The following is an 18,764-nucleotide window of genomic DNA, read 5'->3' on the forward strand; positions in this document are numbered from 1 at the left end:
CTCACTCTTATGGTTGTTATGAAATGCCGCGGCGGCGCGCGGGGCGCCGCCTGCGGTTCAGAGCGCTTTCACCTCGCCGGGTGAGATGGCCGAAGGCGTCACGCTGATGCCATTGCGCAGCGGGGCGCCGAACTCGGGCAGGCTGATTTCGAACACGTCGCCGGGCGCGGCCTTGACCTGGTCGGCGAACGACAGGGTCGCGGTGCCGAAGAAGTGCACGTGCACATCGCCCGGACGCAGGAACTGGGTGTACTTGAAGTGGTGGTACTCCAGGTTCTCCAGCGAATGGCACATGTTGTCCTCGCCGCTGAGGAATTCCTTTTCCCACAGCAGGTTATCACCGCGGTGGATACGGCTGACGCCGCCCAGGTGAGCGGGCAGCTCGCCGACCCGCAACTCGGGGCCGTAGGAGCAGTTGCGCAGCTTGGAGTGGGCCAGGTACAGGTAGTTGCGCCGCTCCATCGCATGGTCGGAGAACTCGTTGCCGATGGCGAAGCCTACCCGGTAGGGCTGACCGTCATCGCCGATCACGTACAGGCCGGCCAGTTCGGGCTCTTCGCCGCTGTCTTCGGCAAAGGCGGGGCTCTGGAACGGCTGGCCGGGGCGTACCACGATCGAGCCGTCGCCCTTGTAGAACCATTCCGGCTGCACACCGGCGGTGCCGGAGGGCGGGCGGCCGCCTTCGATGCCCCACTGGAAGATGCGGGCGGTGTCGGTCAGGGCGGTGCTGTCGTCGATTTTCTGCTGGTGCATCTTGTCGCGGGTCGAGGCGCTGCCCAGGTGGGTCAGGCCGGTGCCGCTGATCAGGCAGTGGGCGGGGTCGTCGTGGTCCAGCGGCGGCAGCACCCGGCAGTCGGCCAGGGCCTGGGCGTAACTGTGGGCGGTGGCGTCCAGGCCGCGGGCGAGCACTTCGTCGCACAGGCTGCGGGCGTTGCGAATCGCGGCCAGGGCCAGTTCACGCATGGTGCGGGTATTGCGTACCACCTGGATCAGGTCGCCTTCGATGACGCCGACGTGACGCGCGGCTGCAGGGGTTTCGAATTGGATCAGACGCATGCTGACTCCTGATTGTTCTTGTGGGGAGGGCTGTTGTCCGACACTTTAAATTTGCGTGGCTTTGCTGCCTAATGACAGCTGTTGACCGAGGGATAACCAAAAGTAATCACCTATGCTGCCACCCCTGACTACCATGGCTTCGCGCCTGCGCATGCGCCAGTTGCGCCTGCTGATCAGCCTCGACGAGCTGGGCTCGATCCACAAGGCCGCCCAGGCCCTGTCGATTACCCAGCCGGGCGCGACCAAGGCCCTCAATGAAATCGAATCGACCCTGGGCGCGGTGCTGTTCGAGCGCACCAGCAAGGGGCTGGAGGCCAATGACCTGGGGCGCTGCGTGGTGCGTTATGCGCGCCTTATCAATACCGACCTGGCGCACCTGCGCGAAGAGATGATCGGTATTCTGCAGGGCCACGGCGGGCGGCTGTCGGTGGGGTCGATCATGGGGGCGGTACCGATGCTGGTGGAGGGCCTGGCGCGTCTGCGCGAGAGCCAGCCGGACCTGTCGGTATCGATCGTCGAGGACACCAGCGACCGCCTGCTCAGCTTGCTCGATCAGGGCCGTCTGGATGTGGTGATCTGCCGAACCAGCGTGAGCCCGCGACCGGGCGCCTATGTGAGCCGGGCCAGGCATCAGGAGCAGTTGGTGGTGGTGGCCAATCTGCAGCACCCGCTGGTGGGGTGTGCCGAGTTGAGGCTCGAGGCGTTGGCCGATTCACGCTGGGTGGTGTTCCCGGTGAACATGCCGATGCGCTTGACGCTGGAGCGTGAATTTCGTGAGGCGGGTTTGAGCTTTCCACTGTATCCCATTGAAACTTCATCAACTTTTACCACGCTCACGTTGCTGTTGCAGGACCGTGGGCTGGTGGCGGTGATGCCGTGGGACTCGGCCAGGATCGCGCTCGAGCATGGGATGCTGGCGCAACTGCCGCTGGAATTGAACTCGCGCAGCGAGCCCTATGAGGTGGTCACGCGCAAGGGGGTGGAACTGCCGGTGCCGGCGCAGTTGCTGATCGAGGCGCTGGGGGTGTGAGGTGACAGGCCGGGCCCGTCGCCGGCAAGGCCGGCTCCTGCGGCAGGAGCCGGCCTTGCCGGCGAAGCGGTTGGCGCGAATCAGGCCGTAGAGCCGACCTTCTTTGCCGCCTGACCTTTGGCTGCCTGCTGGCGGCAGGCCTGGCCGAAGGCTTCGAACATCTTCACCGAGTCCGGGTTCTGCGCCGCCTGCCATTCCGGGTGCCATTGCACCGCGAACAGGAACGGCGACAGGCTTGGTGCATGGATCGCTTCCACCAGCCCGTCTTCGGCACGTGCCAGTGGCTCGAGGCCTTCACCCAGGGTCTTCAGGCCCTGGCCATGCAGCGAGTTGACGCGGATTTCATCGCTCTGCAGCAGTTCGCGCAGCCAGCTGCCGGCCTCCAGGCGCACGCTGTGAACCTGGCTGTACTGCACATCAACCGGATCGTCGGGGTTCTCCCGGTGATCGTTGAAGCCTGGCTCGGCATAGACCTTCTGGTAGATGTCGCCGCCCAGTGCCACGTTGATTTCCTGCATGCCGCGGCAGATACCGAAGATCGGCAGGCCACGGGCGATGGCCAGTTGCACCAGCGGCAGGTCGAACAGGTCGCGGTCGCGGTCCTGGGCCTTGCCCGGGGTTTCGTTCTCCTGGCCATACAGCGCCGGGTCGATGTTGCTGCCGGCACCGGTCAGGTACACGCCGTCGGCCATGTCCAGGTACTGCTCGAGGTCTTCGGTACCGCAGCAGGTCGGAACCAGAACCGGCACGCATCCGGCATGGTCGACTAGGGGTTGGATGTATTTGTGGGTCATTACCTGGTAGGCATGGCCCTTGCGTTCCTGGGCACCCATGGTCATGAGCACGACAGGCTTGCGCAGGGTCTGATTCTTATTGCCAATGTTGCTGTTGGGCATATGTCACCTTGGGACAGGCTCGGCCTGTCATTGTTGTGCAGGCGCATCGGGAACCGCTGACGCTACCTGAGGTTTCGAGCACTGCCGAGAGCGCCTGGAAGGACGACTCCCGGTCGAAACCTGTGACATAGCTTGCCAGAGCCGTTAAATATGTCAAACGGCTTTACCCTGTGGCAGGCTAATTTCATTATGTTGTTTCTAGGAATACAACCCAATACCTTGTTTTATAAGGATTAATGTCAATTGTTAGCGTGCTTGGTAGTTCATTATATTTAACGTACGACTTTCGGCGTAGGCAACCAGGCCTCAGCTGGCCGGCTGGCCCTTGCGCCAGCGCCGCATGCCGATGGTGATTGCATACAGCAGCCAGACAGCCCAGCCGACCAGCACGAACCAGCCGAACACGAAGGGTATGCCGATGACGCCCACCCCCAGCAGCAACAGGCCGATCCAGAACATGCGGATCTGGAAGGTGTAGTGGCTGCGATCCAGGTCATTGGCGCCAGCGCGGCTCTGGTAGGCGTAGACCAGCCCGGCAGGCGCGGTGACCACCACCAGCAGGCTGATGAGGTACAGCACGTAGACCAGCATCGGGCCGTTGTCGCTGCTGCGGGTGTAGGTGCTCTGGTTCTGCTGCGCCTGGCGGTGGCGGGGCTTGTAGTAGGCCGTGTGGTCGGTGCTGTCGGGCTGCTGCGGTTGGCTTTGCGGCTTGCTCTGCGGCTTTGCGCGGCCATCCGGGTCGGGGCGTTGAATCTTGAAATCCTGCATGCTTGCTGTTCTCCACTGGAGTTGGAAGGCTTAAGCCTGGGCGTCGTGCATGACCTGAATCGCCGACTGGGTGCCGCGGGTCTGCTCGCGGTACTGGTAGGTGACCTTGTCGGTGGCGACCTTGCCGTTGTAGCCGCTCTTGATGGTTCTGACGATGTAGTTGAAGTCGCCCTTGCTGCGGGTGGTGACCACCACATTGGCCTTGCTGCGGGCACCGGACACGTAGCTGCCGACGCGGCCCAGGGGCTCCTTGAGGCGCTTGTCGCGCTTGTTGACCAGGGCCTGGGGTACGTTCACCTGCATGGAGTCGACGGCATCGATGCTGGCGGCGCCCACCGCATTGCGCTCGTCGGCCGGCACCGCGACCTGGCGGGTACTGACCTGCACGGCGGCTACGTCGGCAGACTGGCGCTCGATGTCGGCCTGCACCTGCCGGGCCTGCTGCAGGTCTTTCTGGCGGCCGATGTAGTAGCCACTGGGGGCGCCCAGCGCGGCACCAATGGCGCAGCCCACACCGGGCTTGCCGCCGGTGCCGACCGCAATGATCGCGCCGCCCAGGCAGCCGGCAGCACCGCCCAGTGCGGTGCTGCCCATCTGCGAGTTCTGGCAGCCGCCGAGCAGCACGCTGCCAGCCAGTAGTACAAGGGTAAGGGTGGTCGAGCGGGTCAAGGTGGGGCTCCTTTCAGGCCGTGGCGGGGCGCTGTCATCAATCGTTGTCGTGGTAGCCGTAGCTCAGGCCTTGCAGCAGGTGCAGGCGTATCGCTTCGTTGAGCGGGTAGAACAGCGGCTGCACCTGGGCGGTCCACTGCGCACCGTGGGCGATCACCCAGCCCATGGCGCCCAGGGTGCTGGCGCCTCGCTGCTTGAGGGTGAGAAACAGCGGCTGTTCGGTGACCTTGTTGCTGAACGGCATCGGCAGCGCCAGCACCACCACCGCGTACACCGCCAGCGCACCCCAGTAGGCGCGGCGCGGCACCGGGCGCACGGCGCGCAGGGCGAACAGGGTGCACTTGAACAGGTGGGTGAAGGCCCCCAGCAACGAGAACAGCAGGGCGATCATCGGCACGATCAGGGCGCGGTAGCTGTCGCGGCCGATGTCGGCCTTGTCGTTGCGCTCGCCATAGCGGGCCGGCTCGACCAGGCGTTCTTCGAGCAGTTGCTGGGCATCCAGGCGCAGGGTCGGGCGGTAGATCGCCTGTTCATAGGCGTCGAGCGACCAGTCGGGCTTGAGTGACAGGCTGTCGGGCAGGTACAGCGCGCTACGCCAGCGCTGCTGGATCGCCGGGTCGGCGAAGAACCCCTGGCGCGACAGGCCGGGTTTGATCCAGTCGCCCTGGATATGCTTGAACAGCTCGGTGCCGTAGGCGCCGCTGGCATGGCCCTGCACGCGCTTGGCCACGGCCAGGTTGAAGCCGGCGCGGTCGCCGGGTTGCCAGTTGTCACTCACCTGAATGCCCTTGTCATCCAGCATGCGGCGCACCTGCGGCCAGTGTCGGCGCGGCACGTTGCCTGGGGTCAGGCGGCGATTGCGCTGCTTGAGGGTCTGTACGTAATCGTCCCAGGCCTGTTGCTGATGCCGGGCGATGGCGGCCGGGCTGGTGGCGTCCAGGTAGCGCTGGCTGCCCTGGCGGTAGTTGCCGTACAGCTCGTCCAGCTCGGCCAGGGCCTCGCGGTAACGCTGGTAGTTGTCGGCCAGCGGGCCGCGGCGGGTTTCGGCGAACAGTTCGAAGAAGGCCAGGCCCTGCTGGCGCACTCGCTCTTCGAGGCGATCGACCGACTGCAGCAGGATCGGCAGGGTGGCCAGCAGGGTCTTGCCCTCGGGGCGCTTGTAGTCGTCGGTGCCCAGCTCCAGCCCCTTCAGGCCGAACTCGCGATGCACCAACAGGTAGCTGATGGGCACGCCCAGCACGGCGCGGGCACGCTCCTGCGGGGTGGAGGTGGCGACCAGGTGGTTGATCAGGGCCAGCTGCGCATAAAACACCACCAGCAGGCAGCTGCCCACCGTCAGCGCAGACCAGGCCAGCGTGCGGCCCAGGCTCCAGTACTGGCTGCAGGCCTTTTTCAGTACCCAGCCCAGGCCCAGCAGGGCCACGGCGGTGCCGGCGATCAGGCGCCCGTAGACTTCGATCGACTCGACCTGCGCGGGGCTGGCCAGCCCGCCCACCACATCCAGCAGGCGTGCGTTGAAGCCCATCTCGACGAGCAGGTAACACAGCGTCAGCCCCAGCATCAGGCGGGCCACGAAGCGTTGCTGCTGGCGGGGCGTTGACGCACGTGCCACGACAGGCCGGCGCAGCCACCCGCGCCATGGCCGGCCCGTCAGGTCGGGCGACAGGCGGCTGTTCACGGCTAGTGTTCCAGCTCGGAGGTCAGGTCGAGCGTCACCCGGCGCTGGGCCGGCGCCGCGGTTTTGGCGCGGCCGACCACTTCAGTGGCGACCTGGGGCGTGACCTGCGGCGCGGCCGATGGCGCTGCTGCCGGGGCAGGCGTTGGCGGTTTGGCTTCGACCCTGGCCACTGCGGGCGCGGGCCTGGGTTGCGGCGGGGGCGTCGGGGCCACGGCGTGCTGGACGGGTGCAGGGCGTGGCGCTGCGGCCCTGGCAGGGGCTGGTGTCGCCTTGGCCAGGCCCTTGAGCAGGTTCGGCAGGTCGACCCGCAGCGGGCCGCGGAACTGCCGGTCGAGCGACGAGTAGGTCCAGGCCGCCGACTGCGTGCCGTTGAGCTGCATCGCCACCAGGCTTTTGCCGTCTTCGGCGCGCTGCAAGGCCAGCATGTCGGAACAGCCGCCCAGGCGGTAAGGCCCCCACGCCGAGGTGCCGGACAACACCACCAGCGCGCTTTGCGAGTCGCATTGCGGCGTGCGGTAGCTGAGCACCACGGCGGTTTCGCCCTGCAGGTCGTAGGTGCCCTCCACATTGGTTTCGCGCCACTGCGCTGGCAGCTGCAATTGCAGCTTGCGCTGGGGCAGCGTGAGGTAGGCGTGCCCCTGCGGGGTTTCCATGTGGTTGATCGGGCCGGCAGCCGAGGGGTGGGTGCCGATCAACTGGTCGGCCAGCGCGCCGGATGCCTGGAAGGCGAGCCCGGCCATTAGCCAGCAGGCCAGGGCGAGTGCGCTGAAACGTGAGGGGGTGTGGTGTTTCAAAGAGTGCTTCCCTGTACTGATGGCGCGCGTGACCCGCTGCGCGGGATGGTAGCACAGGGCTACATATTGGGCAGTTTCCTACAAGAATTGCTGACAACCGAAACGTGACGCGTAGCGCACGCCAGGGGCGGCGTGGCATTCTGTGGCGTTACGCCAGCAGGCGAAAACAGGACGCGCGCATTGAGACGGAGTAGACGATGACCCAGGCATTCACCCGCACCGTGGAGCAAGCACTGCGCAGCCGCCTGCAGGGGTGCGGCTATGACACCTCCGATCTCGAGCTGACCGTGCAGCAGGTCGAGGACAAGGGGCGCGCGGTGAGCGTGAGCCGGCGCTGGAGCCTGGTGACCGAAGTGCGCCGCGAGTCGGCTTCGGTGGGGCTGCGGATCAATTCGGTGAGCGAACACCAGCTCGAGCAGTCGATGGCCGAGCAGCGTCAAGTGCTGCTGGGCAGGGGCGCGGCGCATTACAAGAACCGTGTGCTCAAGGGGCTGGGCAGCAATCCCGCGCATTTTCTGCGCAGCCAGCAGGTGAAGCTGTTTGCCCTGGACCCGCTCTACACCAGCCATACCTGCGGCACCTGCAGCGGTTACGGCAAGCAGCGCTGCACCGTGTGCAACGGCAGTTGCAAGCTAAGATGCAGCAGTTGCAGCGGCAAGGGCCGCACGCAGTGCTGGGGCTGTGGCGGCTCCGGCCGCACCGGCAGTGGCAGTTGTGCCTACTGCATGGGCGCAGGCGGCGACAACTGCCCCAGTTGTGTGGGCGGCTCTGTGGCGTGCGGCTGCATGGGGGGGCAGGTGACCTGCGGCGGCTGTTTGGGCGACAAGTTCATCTGCACCCGCTACACCCTGGAGGTGTCGGCCAAGGCGGTCGGCAATTCGGTGCACCTGAAGTCCAACGATACCTGGCTCAAGCCTTACGTCGACGAGTGGGGGGATGAGCCCGAAACCATCGAGCGGGCTGCCGAAGGGTTCGCCGCGCCCTATTACCCGGACAACACACCCGAGAAGGGCGACCTGGTACTGAGCGTGGACGGCACCTGCTATTACAGCCAGGCCCAGGTGCGTGCCGGACGGCGCAGCATCCGTTGCAACATGTTTGGCCGCTACCGGCATGTGGTGTTCGATGACGGGCTGGCCGCCAGCTACTTCGACAGGGTGATCGAGCAGTTGGAAAACCCGGCAGACATCGAACAGGTGGCCCTGGCCAGCGAGCGTTCGGTGGCCCGGCGCATGATCGAGGAGTCTGGACACGTGAATTACGTCAGCCAGCTGTCGGACGTGAAAAACGGCACGGTCAGCCCCGAGCAGGCCAATCGCTTCTTCGCGTTGCGCAAGAACGCCTCGGACCAGCAGACGGCCCTGCGCAGCAAGTTGGAGCCCAGGCTGGTGCTGCGCCGCGCGCTGGGTTACTTCTGGCGGCTGAGCCTGCTGATGCTGGTGCTGTTCTTTTTCAGCGCGGGCAAGCTTCTGGAGGTGAAATTCGGCGGGCCGCAGGTGCTGTTCAGGGCCGATGGCCCGGCCACGGTGTGGGCCATGTTCAAGCATTACCTGGTGCTGCCGTTCACCAGCCCGATCAACGGGGTGATGCTGGTGGGCGTGGGGCTGCTGTGCACCTGGCTGTTCAAGGACATGCTGTGGCACCGCATGAACCGCTTCATGGGCAAGGGCCCGGGCAATCGGCTGCTGGCCGCCGTGGTGCTGGCCTTCTGCCTGATGCCGCTGCTGGCGTTGTTCCCGGACACGCCGATCGCCCTGCTGCGGGACGGGCCACGCCTGCAGCACATGCTGCCCAATGCGCTGGTCGGCATGCTGGGGGCCTTGCCCACGCTGGTGCCGCTGTCGCTGCTGCTGGCCCTGGTGTTCAACCGCGCGCTCAACGCGCCGGCCATCGATGCGCGGCTGCGGCGCATGAACTTCGACGTGTGAGGGGGCAAGGGCAGGGCGTGTACCTGTCCTATACTTCGCGTATCCGCAACAGCTGGCTGTCGTTGATCGGATCGAGACGTCTCGATGCCGCCGGTAGTGCCTGTAGTCGTAGTCGCAGCTGAGCCGTCACTCAATCAGCGCTGCGCAGGGGTATAGCCATGGACATCGTGAGTCTGGTCATTCAGGTCATCAGTGGTGTGGTAGGCGGCAATGCCGCCGGCATGAGCAAGCAGAGCATGGGGCCGTTGCTCAATTCGATCTTCGGCGGGGTGGGCGGGGTGATCGTGGGCCAGATACTGGCCGCGATCACCGGTGAGCCCGGGGCCGGCATGGGGGCTGGCGGGTCGCTGGACATGGCGGCGATCATCAGCAGCATCGTCGGCGGTGGTGCCGGCGGCGCAGTGCTGACGTTCGTGGCCGGGTTTATCAAGTCGAAGATGCAGGCGCGCTAGGCGTAGTACGTGTTGGGCTCTTCGCGGGGCAAACCCGCTCCCACAAGGCCGGCGTGAGCCCCTGTGGGAGCGGGCGTGACCCGCGAAAGGCCAGCGGCTTCAGTGCAGAATCTGCGCCAGGAAGCCCTTGGCCCGATCACTCTGCGGGTTGTTGAAGAACGCCTCGGGCGGGGCATCCTCGATGATCTGCCCGCCGTCCAGAAACAACACGCGCTCGGCCACCTGTCGCGCAAAGCCCATTTCGTGGGTCACACACAGCATGGTCATGCCGGTGTCGGCAAGCTTGACCAGCACATCCAGCACTTCGGCGACCATCTCCGGGTCCAGTGCCGAGGTCGGCTCGTCGAACAGCATGATCTTTGGCTTCATGCACAGCGCCCGGGCGATTGCCACGCGCTGCTGCTGCCCGCCCGACAGCTGGCTGGGATACTTGCCCGCCTGGCTCTCGATGCCCACCTTGTTCAGGTAGAACCGTGCCCGCTCCTCGGCCTCCTTGCGCGACAGGCCGCGCACGCTCATCGGCGCCAGGGTGCAGTTGTCGAGCACGCTCATGTGCGGGAACAGGTTGAAGTGCTGGAACACCATGCCGATCTCGCTGCGCACCTCGGCGGCCTGGCGCGTGGTCAGCGCCAGGTCGGTGTCGTTGACCAGCAGGGTGCCTTTTTCGGCGATCTCCAGGCGGTTGATGCAGCGGATCAGGGTCGACTTGCCCGAGCCGGACGGCCCACACAGCACGATGCGCTCACCTTCACGCACCTTGAGGTCGACGTCGCGCAGTACGTGAAAGTCGCCATAGAACTTGTTCATCCCGTCGATGCTCACCACGACCTTGCGCGGGTCGGGGTGCGTGTCGGGGCGTGCAGCGGCAAGGCTCAGTGGTGCGGTCATGTTGTTGTTCTCCGCGATCTCAGTGTTCGAAGCGGTCGGCGCCATAGGGCGTCGGGTCGGTAAAGGTGTTCTCGCCGGTAATCATTTCTGCCAGCAGGCGCCCGCATACCGGGCCCAGGGTGAGGCCGTGGTGGGCGTGGCCGAAGTTGAACCACAGGCCCTTGTGCCGCGGCGCCGGGCCGATCACCGGGCGCATGTCCGGCAGGCAGGGGCGTCGGCCCAGCCACGGCGCGTCCTGGGTGCGCTCGCCCAGCGGGAACAGCTGGCGGGCGATGGCTTCGCAGCGCTGCAACTGGACCTCGTTGGCCGCATCGTCGCTGGCGGCGAACTCGATGCCGGTGGTCAGGCGAATACCCTGGGCCATCGGTGCCAGCACGAAGCCGCCCTGCACGTCGCACAGTGAATGCTTGAGTGCAGCACCGGCCTTGGCATGAAAATGTACGTGATAGCCGCGCTTGACCTCCAACGGGATATCGTAGCCCAGCGGGCGGAACAGCTCGCCGGCCTGCGGGCCCAGCGCGATCACCGCCTCCGGTGCAGTGACCGGGCCCTGGCGGGTGTCGACCTGCCATTCGCTGGCCACCTGGCGCAGGGTGCGCGCATCGCCCTGGATGAACTGCCCGCCGCGCTTGACGAACAGCGCCGCGTAACCGCGGGTGAGGCCGCCGGGGTTGCTCACGGTCTTGGGGTCGAGCCAGTGGATGCCGCCCACGGCGTTGGCGCTCAGGTCCGGTTCGCGCTCGTGCAGTTGCTGCTTGTCGAGAATCTCGAACTGCAGGCCGTAGGGCTTGAGCGCCTGGGCATCGGCCACGGCCTGGGCCAGGGCAGGCTGGGTGCGGTACACCTCGATCCAGCCCTTGGCCTGCACCATGGCGCCCAGTTCGGCGGCCTCGATCAGTGCGTCGTGTTCCTCGACGCAGCGCTGCACCAGCGGCAGCATGGCGCGGGTGGCCTCGGCCAGGGGCGCCGGGGCGGAGTTCTTCCAGTACTGCAGCAACCAGGGCGCGGCCTTGGGCAGGTAGCTGAAGCTGTAGCGCACGTCGGGCTGGCGGTTGAGGCCGTAGCGCAGCAGCTTGGACAGCTCGCGCGGGAAGGCATAGGGGATCACGCTGGAGCGCTCGATCAGGCCGGCATTGCCGTGGCTGGTGCCGCTGCCCGGTTCGTCACGGTCGATCAGGATCACCTTGCGCCCGCGTGCTTGCAGGTGCAGGGCCGTGGAAACACCGACGATACCGGCGCCCAGAACGATGGTTTGGCAATGCATGAAAAAATCCTCTACGGCTACGGTTCAGCGCAGGTGGCGGCCCAGTCGGGCTTCTATGTGTTTGAGGCTGCGGCGCACGATCTCCACGATCAGCAGGTAGAGCACCGCGGCCCACAGGTAGATCTGGAAGTCGAAACTGCGCGAGAAGGCCAGCTTGGTCACGCCCATCAGGTCGTAGATGGTCACCAGCGAGGCGATTGCACTGGCCTTGATCATCAGAATCAGCTCGTTGCCCAGCGGGCCGATGGCCACGATCAGCGACTGCGGCAGGATCACCTTGAAGAAGGTGGTCGAGCGCTTCAGGCTCAGTGCCCTGGCCGCCTCGTATTGCCCGGGGGCCACGGCCATCAGGCTGCCGCGAAAGATCTCGGCCTGGTAGGCGGCGGTGTTCAGGGTGAAGGCCAGCAGGGTGCAGTACCAGGCTTCGCGGAAGAACCACCACATGCCGACGTCCTGCCAGAAGCTCTTGAGCGAGCCCAACCCGTAGTACAGCAGAAACAGCTGCGCCAGCAGCGGCGAGCCCCGGAAGAAGTAGATGTAGCCGGCGCTCAGGCGTTGCAGCAGCATGTTGTTCGACAGCCGCGCCAGCGCCAGCAGCAGGCCCAGCAGGGCGCCCAGGGTGAAGGAGATGGCCACCAGTTTGCCGGTGACCAGCAGCCCGTCGATAAAGCGCGGGCCGTAGCGTTCGAGCAGGTCGGGGTCGACGAAGAACGCCAGCAGAGCATCGAGATTCATGTGCGTGCACTCCGCAGGTGACGGCTGGTGTGGCGTTCGATATAGGCGAAGACCCGGCCCGACAGCGCCGAGAACAGCAGGTAGCCCAGGCAGGCGACGGTGTAGAAGAACATCGGCTCCTTGGTCACGCTGACGGCCAGGTTGGTCTGGCGCATCAGGTCGACCAGCGAGATGGTCGACACCAGCGAGGTGTCCTTGAGCAGCGACAGCCAGTTGTTCGACAGGCCCGGCAGGGCGATGCGCACCAGCTGCGGGAACACCACCTTGCGGAAGGTGGTGGTTTTGCTCAGGCCCAGCGCGGCCGAGGCCTCGTACTGGCCCTTGGGAATGGTCTTGAACGCGCCCAGCCAGATTTCACTGGAAAACGCGGCGAACACCAGGCTGAAGGCAATCATGGCGGCGAGGAAGGTATTGATCATCACCTCGCCCTCGTAGCCCATGGCGGTGAGGATCTTCTGCGCGGCGATCTGGCAGCCGTAATAGATGATCAGTAGCGTGAGCAGTTCGGGCAGGCCGCGAAATACCGTGGAGAACACGGTGGCCCAGGCGCGCGGAAAGCGTTTTTTCGAGCGGGCGGCCAGCGCCACGCCCAGGCCCAGCGGCAGGCCGATGGGCAGGCAGGCCAGGGCCAGGGAAATGGTCACCAGGGCGCCGGCCAGCAGGGCCTGGCCCCAGCCACCGCTGGCAAAGGATAACAGGGACAGTTGTTCGATCATGCGCGAACCCTCGGCAAGACAACAGGGCCTCTTCGCCGGCAAGCCGGCTCCCACAGGGTCGCGGTTGACGCAAAACCCTGTGGGAGCTGGCTTGCCAGCGAATGCGGTCTTACTGGTAGATATCGAAGTCGAAGTATTTGCTGGAGATCTTCTGGTAAGTCCCGTTGGCGACGATCTCGTCCAGGGCCTTGTTCAGGCGCTCGCGCAGCGCGTCGTCTTCCTTGCGCACGGCGATAGAGGCATCGGCGGTGGTGCCCTTGACGTCACCCAGGATCTTGCAGCAGTCCTTGCCTGCCTTGCCCAGCCATTCGAGCAGCGGGAACTTGTCGGCAATCACCCCGTCCAGGCGCCCGGCGGCGAGGTCCGCGTTGGCTTCGTCCAGGGTCGGGTACAGCTTGACGTCGGCACCGGCCTTGCCATACACGTCTTCGGCGTAGATCGCCTGGGTGGAGGAGGACTGCGCGCCCACCGTGTAGCCCTTGAAGTCGGTCTGCGCGTCGGTGATCTCGCTGTCCTTGGGCACTGCGACCGACAGCGGCGTCTTGTAGTAGTGGTTGGTGAAGGCGATTTTCTTGCGGCGCTCTTCGGTGTTGATCATCGAGGCCACCACGGCGTCGTACTTCTTGGCCATCAGCGCCGGGATGATGCCTTCCCAGTCCTGGGCCACCACGGTGCACTCGACCTTCATCTGTTCGCACAGGGCCTTGGCGATGTCCACGTCAAAGCCGTGCAGCTGGTTCTTGGAGTCGACGTAGTTGAACGGCGGGTAGGCGCCTTCGGTGGCGATCTTCAGGGTTTCGGCCTGGGCCGAGGTGATGCCGGCGAACAGCAGCGCGCATGCGCCTGCAAAGCGGAGGACGGGTTTCATGAAACACCTCGTGGTTGATTGCACTCTTGCTATTGTTTGCTCGTTGACGTGTAGCCAACGAATTCGTTGTGTAGAGCGGCAGTTGCTTCCAAGCGTTTTTCAACATCCGGCCCGAGCTTCTTGCAGACCTCGTTGACCATCAGGTGTACCCACGACAGCATCGTCGCGGTGGACTCCCAGAACAGATTGAATTCGGTGGGGATGCGAAACACCTCGTCGGCGTTGGCATCGGCCCAGTCACAGAAGGTGTCGGTAACCAGTGTTACCGGGATGCCCGCTTCGCGCGCCTTGCGACACAGCACCAGGGCGTGGCGCGAGTAGCGGCGCGCCTCGAACACCACCAGCGCGCAGTCGTGCGAGGCGCTGAGCAGCACTTCGCCGAAGTGCCCGGCGCTGCCGTCCACCACCTGCACGCCATCGCGCAGGTATTGCAGCAGGTGGCTCATGCACTGGGCGATACCGCGCTCGGTCTGGAACCCGGCAATGAATACCCGGCGCCGTTCGGCCAGGCGCCGGGCCACGGTGTGCCAGGCCTCGGTGCGGCTGTACTCGTAGACCCGCACCAGGGCGGCGACCTCCAGCTCGAGGCTGCGCGCGCGGTCGATGTCGTCCTTGCCCTGTTGTTGGCGAAATTCTTGCAACCGATCACCGACCAGCCATGGGCCATCGCCCAGGTCGTCCTTGAGATCGTGCTTGAGGGCCTTGAGGTGCTCGTAGCCGAGCGAGCGGCAGAAACGCCCGACACTCGATTCGCTGACGCCGATTTTTGCCGCCAGGCTGGCCGAGGTCTCGAAGGGCAGGTCGGTGAAATGGGCGAGCATGTACGTGGCGATCTTGCGACCCGAGGCCGCCGCATGTTGCAGGCTGTTTTCCAGGCGTTGCTTGATCGGTTGGCTCACGGACGATTCTCGACGGCGGTTGCGCTGGGAATAGAAAATGAATGTTTTCTGTCATCAAGTCAACATTTGACAGTTTGCTGTCAATCGGAGGAAAGTCCGCTATCGCTCACTGCTGTCGCCCATACCAATTCCAACAAGGGAGCTTCAGATGTCCGCAGCTGTTCACCACTTGCCCCAGGCCGATCTCGAGCGCCTGTTGCAGCAGATTTTCGTGCGCCACGGCACCAGCGAATCGGTTGCCCGCACGCTGGCCGCCAACTGCGCCAGCGCCCAGCGCGACGGCGCCCATAGCCACGGGGTATTCCGGATTCCCGCCTATGTGTCGACCCTGGCCAGTGGCTGGGTCAACGGCACGGCGGTGCCCCAGGTGCAGGACGTGGCCAGCGGCTACGTACGGGTCGATGCCGGGGGCGGTTTTGCCCAGCCGGCGCTCGAGGCGGCGCGGGCGCTGCTGGTGGAAAAGGCCCGCAGTGCCGGCATTGCGGTGCTGGCGATACACAACTCGCATCACTTCGCGGCCCTGTGGCCGGATGTCGAGCCCTTTGCCGAAGAAGGCCTGGTGGCCCTGAGCGTGGTCAACAGCATGACCTGCGTGGTGCCGCATGGCGCGCGCAAGCCACTGTTCGGTACCAACCCCATCGCGTTCGCCGCACCCTGTGCCGGGCATGCGCCGATCGTGTTCGACATGGCCACCAGCGCCATCGCCCATGGTGACGTGCAGATTGCCGCGCGCAAGGGCGAGCGGTTGCCCGAAGGCATGGGCGTGGACCGCGACGGGCAGCCGACCTGCGATCCGCAGGCGATTCTCGACGGCGGTGCCTTGCTGCCCTTTGGCGGGCACAAGGGCTCGGCGCTGTCGATGATGGTCGAGTTGCTGGCCGCGGCGCTGACCGGCGGCAACTTCTCGTTCGAGTTCGACTGGTCGCAGCACCCGGGCGCCAAGACCCCGTGGACCGGGCAACTGGTGATCGTGATCGACCCGACCAAGGCCGAAGGCAGCCGTTTTGCCGAGCGCAGCCGTGAACTGGTGGAACAGATGCAGGCGGTAGGCCTGACCCGCATGCCCGGCGAGCGGCGCTTGCGTGAGCGCGAGGCGTCGGCGCGGGACGGGGTGAGCGTGACGGCGCAGGAGTTCGAGCAGTTGCAGGTGTTGGCCAAGGGGTGACCCGCGGCCTTTTCGCCGGCGGATGCATGCGCAGCTGCACTGATCAGTTGCATCCAGGGTCATGTCACAAATCGGCGGCTACAGGTATCCTCGGCAGCGTCTTTCACGATTTGCCCAGACCCAAGGAGCTGCACGCTGTGTTCAAACATGTCGATGCCTATGCCGGCGATCCGATTCTCTCCCTGATGGAGACCTTCAAGGCCGATCCGCGTGCCAACAAGGTCAACCTGAGCATCGGCCTGTATTACGACGCCGCCGGTGTGGTGCCACAGCTGGCGGCAGTGGGCGAGGCGGAAAAACGCCTGGCCGACCAGCCCCACGAAGCCTCGCTGTACCTGCCGATGGAAGGCCTGGGCAGCTACCGCCAGGCGATCCAGGCGCTGCTGTTCGGCGCCGATCACCCGGCCGTGGGTGGCGCACGTGTGGCCACCGTGCAGACCGTGGGCGGCTCGGGTGCGCTGAAGGTCGGTGCCGACTTCCTCAAGCGCTATTTCGCCGACTCGCAGGTATGGGTCAGCGACCCGACCTGGGACAACCACCGCGCGATCTTCGAAGGCGCCGGGTTCAAGGTCAACACCTACCCGTACTTCGACCCGGCCACCCGTGGCCTGGACTTCGACGGCATGGTCGCCACCCTGCAGACCCTGCCGGCCAACAGCATCGTGCTGCTGCACCCGTGCTGCCACAACCCGACCGGGGTCGACCTGAACCAGGCGCAATGGCAGCAGGTGATCGAGGTGGTCAAGGCGCGCGAGCTGATTCCGTTCCTCGACATCGCCTACCAGGGCTTCGGTGAAGGCCTGGACGCCGACGCCTACGCCATTCGCGAGTTTGCCCGCGCCGGCGTGCCGTGCCTGGTCAGCAACTCGTTCTCCAAGATCTTCTCGCTGTATGGCGAGCGGGTTGGCGGCCTGTCGGTGGTCTGTGACGACAGCGCCACCGCGCAGAGCGTGCTGGGCCAGCTCAAGGCGACCGTGCGTCGCAACTACTCCAGCCCGCCCAACTTCGGTGCGCAACTGGTTGCGACGGTGCTTGGCGATGCCGGCCTGAATGCCCAGTGGCAGGCTGAAGTGGAGGGGATGCGCCTGCGTATCCTGGACATGCGCCAGGCGCTGGTGGATGCACTGGCGGTGCTGCTGCCGGGTCAGAACTTCGACTTCTTCCTGAGCCAGCGCGGCATGTTCAGCTACACCGGCTTCAGCGTGGAGCAGGTACGCCGGCTGCGTGACGAGTTCGGCGTGTACCTGATCGACAGCGGCCGGGTGTGCATGTCGGGCGTGCGCCCGGACAACCTGCAGCAGGTGGCCGAAGCGTTCGCGGCGGTGCACAAGACCGCATAACGGCCAGTCGCGGCTCAAGCCCGCTCCCACACGTACAGTGATGGCCTTGTGGGGGCGGGCTTGACCGGCGCTGCGTTGCCGGCAGGTGCAACCACTCCTCGGCAAGGGCTTTGCAAGTGCAACCAAAGCGCGCACAATCGCGCCCCTCTTTTACAGCTGGGGTGCGCCGATGCGTCTGTTTGGCCACTCCCAGCGATGTTGCAGTCTTGCGAGCGGAGTTGCACCCGGATGAATGAGCAGGCCCCGAGCGTTGATCAACGCTTCGAATCGACCCCCGCCGCCCTAGGTAGCTGGGCCCGGCAGGACACCACCTGGATGCTGGGCCTGTTCGGTACCGCCATCGGTGCCGGCACGCTGTTCCTGCCAATCAACGCCGGCCTCGGCGGCTTCTGGCCGCTGCTGATCCTCGCGCTGCTGGCCTTCCCGATGACCTACTACGCACACCGTGGCCTGACCCGCTTCGTGCTCTCGGGGCGTGACGGTGCCGACATCACCGAAGTGGTGGAGGAGCATTTCGGCCTCAGCGCCGGCGCCTGCATCACCTTGCTGTACTTCCTGGCCATCTTCCCCATCCTGCTGATCTACAGCGTGGCCCTGACCAACACGGTCAGCAGCTTCATGGAGCATCAACTGCACATGGCGCCGCCGCCGCGGGTGCTGCTGTCGTTCGTGCTGATCCTGGGCCTGCTGGTCATCGTGCGCTGCGGCGAGCAGGCCACCGTCAAGGTCATGAGCCTGCTGGTGTACCCCTTCATCGTGGCCCTGGCATTGCTGGCGGTGTTCCTGATACCGCACTGGAACGGCGGCATCCTCACGACCGCCACCGAGCTGCCATCGGGGTCGGCATTCGTGCACACCCTGTGGCTGGCGATTCCGGTGATGGTGTTCTCGTTCAACCACTCGCCGATCATTTCGGCCTTTGCCGTGGACCAGAAACGCCGCTACGGCGAGCACGCCGACGAGCGCAGCGGGCAGATCCTGCGGCGCGCGCACCTGTTGATGGTGGCGATGGTGATGTTCTTCGTGTTCAGCTGCGTGCTCACCCTGAACCCGGCGCAACTGGCCGAGGCCAAGGCGCAGAACCTGTCGATCCTGTCGTACCTGGCCAACCACTTCAGCAACCCGACCATCGAGTTCGCTGCACCGCTGATTGCCTTCATCGCCATCGCCAAGTCGTTCCTGGGCCATTACATCGGTGCCAGCGAAGGCCTCAAGGGCCTGGTGCTCAAGACGGGCAAGCGGCCGGGTGCCAAGGCCCTGGACCGGTTCACCGCAGCCTTCATGCTGGTGATCTGCTGGGTGGTGGCCACGCTCAACCCCAGCATCCTGAGCATGATCGAGTCGTTCGGCGGCCCGGTGATCGCGGCGATCCTGTTCCTGATGCCGATGTACGCCATCCGTCGCGTGCCGGCGATGCGCAAGTACAGTGGCGCGCTGTCCAACGTGTTCGTGGTCGTGGTGGGCCTGGTGGCCATCAGCGCCATCGTCTACTCGCTGGTCGGCTGAGGCTGGGGGCGGGCAGGGGTGCACACCCTTGCTCGCTCTTTGTCCACAAAAACTCTCTGGATATTCAACAATTTATCGCTGCCCCATAGGTGTCGGGGCACTTTCATGCTTA

The 18,764-nt window shown here is 65.3% G+C and carries 18 protein-coding genes; 6 read left to right on the forward strand and 12 right to left on the reverse strand.

Annotated elements, in window-relative coordinates; all coding sequences use genetic code 11:
• Window positions 1-57 precede the first annotated feature (57 nt).
• Window positions 58-1,056 (reverse strand): AraD1 family protein, encoded by a 999-nt coding sequence (gene araD1, locus NJH59_RS18340; RefSeq protein ID WP_253087145.1) that lies wholly within the window; start codon window positions 1,054-1,056, stop codon window positions 58-60.
• Between the two features lie 112 nt (window positions 1,057-1,168).
• On the opposite strand from araD1, the gene NJH59_RS18345 reads away from it, so the two are divergent.
• A complete protein-coding gene (locus tag NJH59_RS18345; RefSeq protein ID WP_043861345.1) occupies window positions 1,169-2,086 on the forward strand; it encodes a LysR family transcriptional regulator in 918 nt (305 codons plus the stop codon).
• 80 nt (window positions 2,087-2,166) lie between these two features.
• On the opposite strand, the gene NJH59_RS18350 is transcribed toward NJH59_RS18345, so the two are convergent.
• The 5 genes from NJH59_RS18350 to NJH59_RS18370 form a co-directional block, all read right to left on the reverse strand.
• The gene (locus NJH59_RS18350) at window positions 2,167-2,982 is read right to left on the reverse strand and encodes a gamma-glutamyl-gamma-aminobutyrate hydrolase family protein (RefSeq protein WP_043861344.1); all 816 of its coding nucleotides are present in this window, start codon (window positions 2,980-2,982) and stop codon (window positions 2,167-2,169) included.
• A gap of 306 nt (window positions 2,983-3,288) precedes the next feature.
• Window positions 3,289-3,750 carry a hypothetical protein gene (locus NJH59_RS18355; RefSeq protein ID WP_253087146.1) on the reverse strand — a complete coding sequence of 154 codons (462 nt, stop codon included), beginning with the start codon at window positions 3,748-3,750 and terminating at the stop codon, window positions 3,289-3,291.
• Between the two features lie 30 nt (window positions 3,751-3,780).
• Window positions 3,781-4,419: a glycine zipper domain-containing protein gene (locus NJH59_RS18360; RefSeq protein WP_058540130.1), complete on the reverse strand. Its 639-nt coding sequence runs from the start codon at window positions 4,417-4,419 to the stop codon at window positions 3,781-3,783.
• Window positions 4,420-4,456: 37 nt separating this feature from the next.
• A complete protein-coding gene (locus NJH59_RS18365; RefSeq protein ID WP_054914588.1) occupies window positions 4,457-6,097 on the reverse strand; it encodes a hypothetical protein in 1,641 nt (546 codons plus the stop codon).
• 2 nt (window positions 6,098-6,099) lie between these two features.
• Complete coding sequence (locus NJH59_RS18370) at window positions 6,100-6,891, reverse strand: hypothetical protein (RefSeq protein WP_253087163.1); 792 nt, start codon at window positions 6,889-6,891, stop codon at window positions 6,100-6,102.
• Between the two features lie 197 nt (window positions 6,892-7,088).
• Here NJH59_RS18370 and NJH59_RS18375 point away from each other — a divergent pair, with 197 nt between their 5' ends.
• Complete coding sequence (locus NJH59_RS18375) at window positions 7,089-8,819, forward strand: zinc finger-like domain-containing protein (protein WP_253087147.1); 1,731 nt, start codon at window positions 7,089-7,091, stop codon at window positions 8,817-8,819.
• 158 nt (window positions 8,820-8,977) lie between these two features.
• On the forward strand, window positions 8,978-9,271 hold the full coding sequence (locus NJH59_RS18380; RefSeq protein WP_058540134.1) for a hypothetical protein: 294 nt from the start codon (window positions 8,978-8,980) through the stop codon (window positions 9,269-9,271).
• Window positions 9,272-9,370: 99 nt separating this feature from the next.
• On the opposite strand, the gene NJH59_RS18385 is transcribed toward NJH59_RS18380, so the two are convergent.
• From NJH59_RS18385 to NJH59_RS18410, 6 genes are all read right to left on the reverse strand, one after another.
• Window positions 9,371-10,159 (reverse strand): amino acid ABC transporter ATP-binding protein, encoded by a 789-nt coding sequence (locus tag NJH59_RS18385; protein WP_290445943.1) that lies wholly within the window; start codon window positions 10,157-10,159, stop codon window positions 9,371-9,373.
• Window positions 10,160-10,178: 19 nt separating this feature from the next.
• Window positions 10,179-11,423, reverse strand: a complete 1,245-nt coding sequence (locus NJH59_RS18390; RefSeq protein WP_043861425.1) for an FAD-binding oxidoreductase — start codon at window positions 11,421-11,423, stop codon at window positions 10,179-10,181.
• A 24-nt stretch (window positions 11,424-11,447) separates the two neighbouring features.
• Window positions 11,448-12,158 carry an ABC transporter permease subunit gene (locus tag NJH59_RS18395; protein ID WP_253087148.1) on the reverse strand — a complete coding sequence of 237 codons (711 nt, stop codon included), beginning with the start codon at window positions 12,156-12,158 and terminating at the stop codon, window positions 11,448-11,450.
• The gene (locus tag NJH59_RS18400; RefSeq protein WP_043861427.1) at window positions 12,155-12,874 is read right to left on the reverse strand and encodes an ABC transporter permease subunit; all 720 of its coding nucleotides are present in this window, start codon (window positions 12,872-12,874) and stop codon (window positions 12,155-12,157) included. Before NJH59_RS18400 ends, NJH59_RS18395 begins: the two co-directional genes overlap by 4 nt.
• A 109-nt stretch (window positions 12,875-12,983) precedes the next feature.
• Window positions 12,984-13,742, reverse strand: coding sequence for a transporter substrate-binding domain-containing protein (locus tag NJH59_RS18405; RefSeq protein WP_253087149.1), 759 nt, complete (start codon window positions 13,740-13,742; stop codon window positions 12,984-12,986).
• Window positions 13,743-13,771: 29 nt separating this feature from the next.
• Entirely contained in the window at window positions 13,772-14,641 is an 870-nt protein-coding gene (locus NJH59_RS18410; RefSeq protein WP_043861429.1) for a MurR/RpiR family transcriptional regulator, read from the reverse strand.
• A 148-nt stretch (window positions 14,642-14,789) separates the two neighbouring features.
• Between NJH59_RS18410 and NJH59_RS18415 the strand changes: the two genes are divergently transcribed.
• The 3 genes from NJH59_RS18415 to NJH59_RS18425 all read left to right on the forward strand — a co-directional run bounded on the left by NJH59_RS18415 (window position 14,790) and on the right by NJH59_RS18425 (window position 18,652).
• The gene (locus NJH59_RS18415; protein WP_054914582.1) at window positions 14,790-15,806 is read left to right on the forward strand and encodes an Ldh family oxidoreductase; all 1,017 of its coding nucleotides are present in this window, start codon (window positions 14,790-14,792) and stop codon (window positions 15,804-15,806) included.
• Window positions 15,807-15,943: 137 nt separating this feature from the next.
• Window positions 15,944-17,146: an amino acid aminotransferase gene (locus tag NJH59_RS18420; RefSeq protein WP_253087150.1), complete on the forward strand. Its 1,203-nt coding sequence runs from the start codon at window positions 15,944-15,946 to the stop codon at window positions 17,144-17,146.
• A 228-nt stretch (window positions 17,147-17,374) separates the two neighbouring features.
• Window positions 17,375-18,652 carry a serine/threonine transporter gene (locus NJH59_RS18425; RefSeq protein WP_043861432.1) on the forward strand — a complete coding sequence of 426 codons (1,278 nt, stop codon included), beginning with the start codon at window positions 17,375-17,377 and terminating at the stop codon, window positions 18,650-18,652.
• Window positions 18,653-18,764 lie beyond the last annotated feature (112 nt).

Origin of the sequence: Pseudomonas sp. VE 267-6A (genome assembly GCF_024126555.1) — a bacterium.
Lineage (GTDB): Bacteria > Pseudomonadota > Gammaproteobacteria > Pseudomonadales > Pseudomonadaceae > Aquipseudomonas > Aquipseudomonas palmensis.